Consider the following 1,639-nt stretch of genomic DNA (forward strand, 5'->3'; position numbering starts at 1 on the left):
CGCGGTCGACGCGGCCGCCGGCGCCCTGGCCGCACGCGTCGGCGGGCGGACCGGCCTGGAGCAGCTGCGCCGGATCCTGCACGACGGGCCGGAGCGGCGTACCCATGTGCTGGCCTGGTGGCGCGGCGTGGCCCGGATGCGCGCCGACCTGGGTGGTCCGGCCGCCCGCACCGACCAGATCGGGGCGTGGGTGGCGCTGGACACGCACGGCGGGGAGCTGGGGTCGTCGCTCTATCCGGGCACCGGCGGACCGGACTGGTACCCCCGCCCGTGGCGGGGCCTGTTCTTCGACCGGGCGGTGCACCGCACCGGGCAGACGATCATCCCTTATGGTCCTGCCCGATGAACGAACCGGTGACCAGCGAGTCGTACGCGGCGCAGATCCGGCGGCTGGCCGACCTGACCGCGCGGGTGCGCGCCCAGCGGGCCGAGGCGCACGCCTGGTACGAGCAGCAGTGCGCGGCGGCGCGGCACGCGGTGGACGAGGCGCAGGCGCAGGTGGGTGCCGCCGAGCGTGAGCTGGTGGATGCCCGGGAGAGCCAGGAGCTCATCGACGCCGAGGCCAACCAGTTGTGGCAGGAGCTGCGGGGTCGGCTCGGGGGAGGTCGCCGGCTCGGCGGCCCACCCGCACCGACGCCGGGGGCGACGGGTGACCCCGCGCTGCTGCTGGCCGGCGTGCGGGACCTGCTGCGGCGCACCGGGCAGCCCGGTGACCTGCCGGGCTCGGTGAACCCGCTGCTCGCGCTCTGCGGCATCGGAGGCGCTCTGGCCGCGTACGCCCTGGGGAGCGCGGCCCGGGCGGCGGGTGACCGGTACGGCGGCGACCTGGCGGTCGGCCTTCCGGTCCTGGCCCTGGTGGTGACGCTGCTCGGGCCGCTGGCCGGGCTGGTGCCGGCGAAGGTCCTCGCCGACCGCCGGCACGCCCTGCTCGGACCGCGCCCGGTGGCGGTGGTCCTGGTCGCCGGCCTGGTGACCACGATCCTCCTGCTCACCCTCGCCCGCTGAGGGCTCCGTCACCAGTCACAGTTTGTCACGTCTTCCCTGCCCGACCCTTCGTGACGGTAAGTAGCGAGCCAGGAGGCCCCACCCGACCGACGGGCGACGCGTTTGTGACGGCCAACGCTCTGACCAGGATCGTCGCCGTTTCCCGTCCCTCCTACCTGGATGCTGGCTCGACGACTTTGCTCTGCACCCTGATAAGCGCCAGTAACACCCCGTCGCCGGTGCGTATCGGAGTGCAGAGCAAAGTGGGCGACCACGAACCCTGCGCCGAGAGCCTCTTTCACGCACGGTGACGGTCGTCGGCGGAGACGCGACGCCTCCCCGGGTGGAGGAAAGGACAGCGGGAGGCGGTGGCGCCACCGGTCAGGCGGGAACGGCGACCGCCTCGCGCAGGAGACGGCGGGCCAGGGTGAGCCGGTCGGCGTCGTCGTCGAGCCCCGGGAGATCGCCGACCCGGTCGACCTCGCCGGCGAGCAGGGCACGGACGGCCGGCTCGCAGGTGCCGGGCAGGGTGATCGTGCGGTCGAAGATCCGCAGGGTGACCTTCTCCCCCGCCCGGGTGAGCTGCCAGCGCAGGCCCGGACGCGGGGCGATCCGGCTGTCGGCGTCCAGCCCGGCGAGCGCGGCGGCCTGGGCC

General features: G+C 74.9%; 1 protein-coding gene and 2 pseudogenes. 2 read left to right on the plus strand and 1 reads right to left on the minus strand.

From position 1 onward, the window contains the following. Together AB0I76_RS29460 and AB0I76_RS29465 are read left to right on the plus strand one after the other, a co-directional pair. Positions 1-346: pseudogene (locus tag AB0I76_RS29460) on the plus strand (cell division protein FtsK); the annotation flags it as partial. Beyond that, the gene (locus tag AB0I76_RS29465) at positions 343-1,005 is read left to right on the plus strand and encodes a hypothetical protein (protein ID WP_357042279.1); all 663 of its coding nucleotides are present in this window, start codon (positions 343-345) and stop codon (positions 1,003-1,005) included. The pseudogene AB0I76_RS29460 and the gene AB0I76_RS29465, both read left to right, overlap by 4 nt. A 360-nt stretch (positions 1,006-1,365) precedes the next feature. Here AB0I76_RS29465 and AB0I76_RS29470 read toward each other — a convergent pair. Then, positions 1,366-1,639: pseudogene (locus AB0I76_RS29470) on the minus strand (cupin); the annotation flags it as partial.

The organism is Micromonospora sp. NPDC049799, from assembly GCF_040656655.1.
GTDB lineage: Bacteria > Actinomycetota > Actinomycetes > Mycobacteriales > Micromonosporaceae > Micromonospora.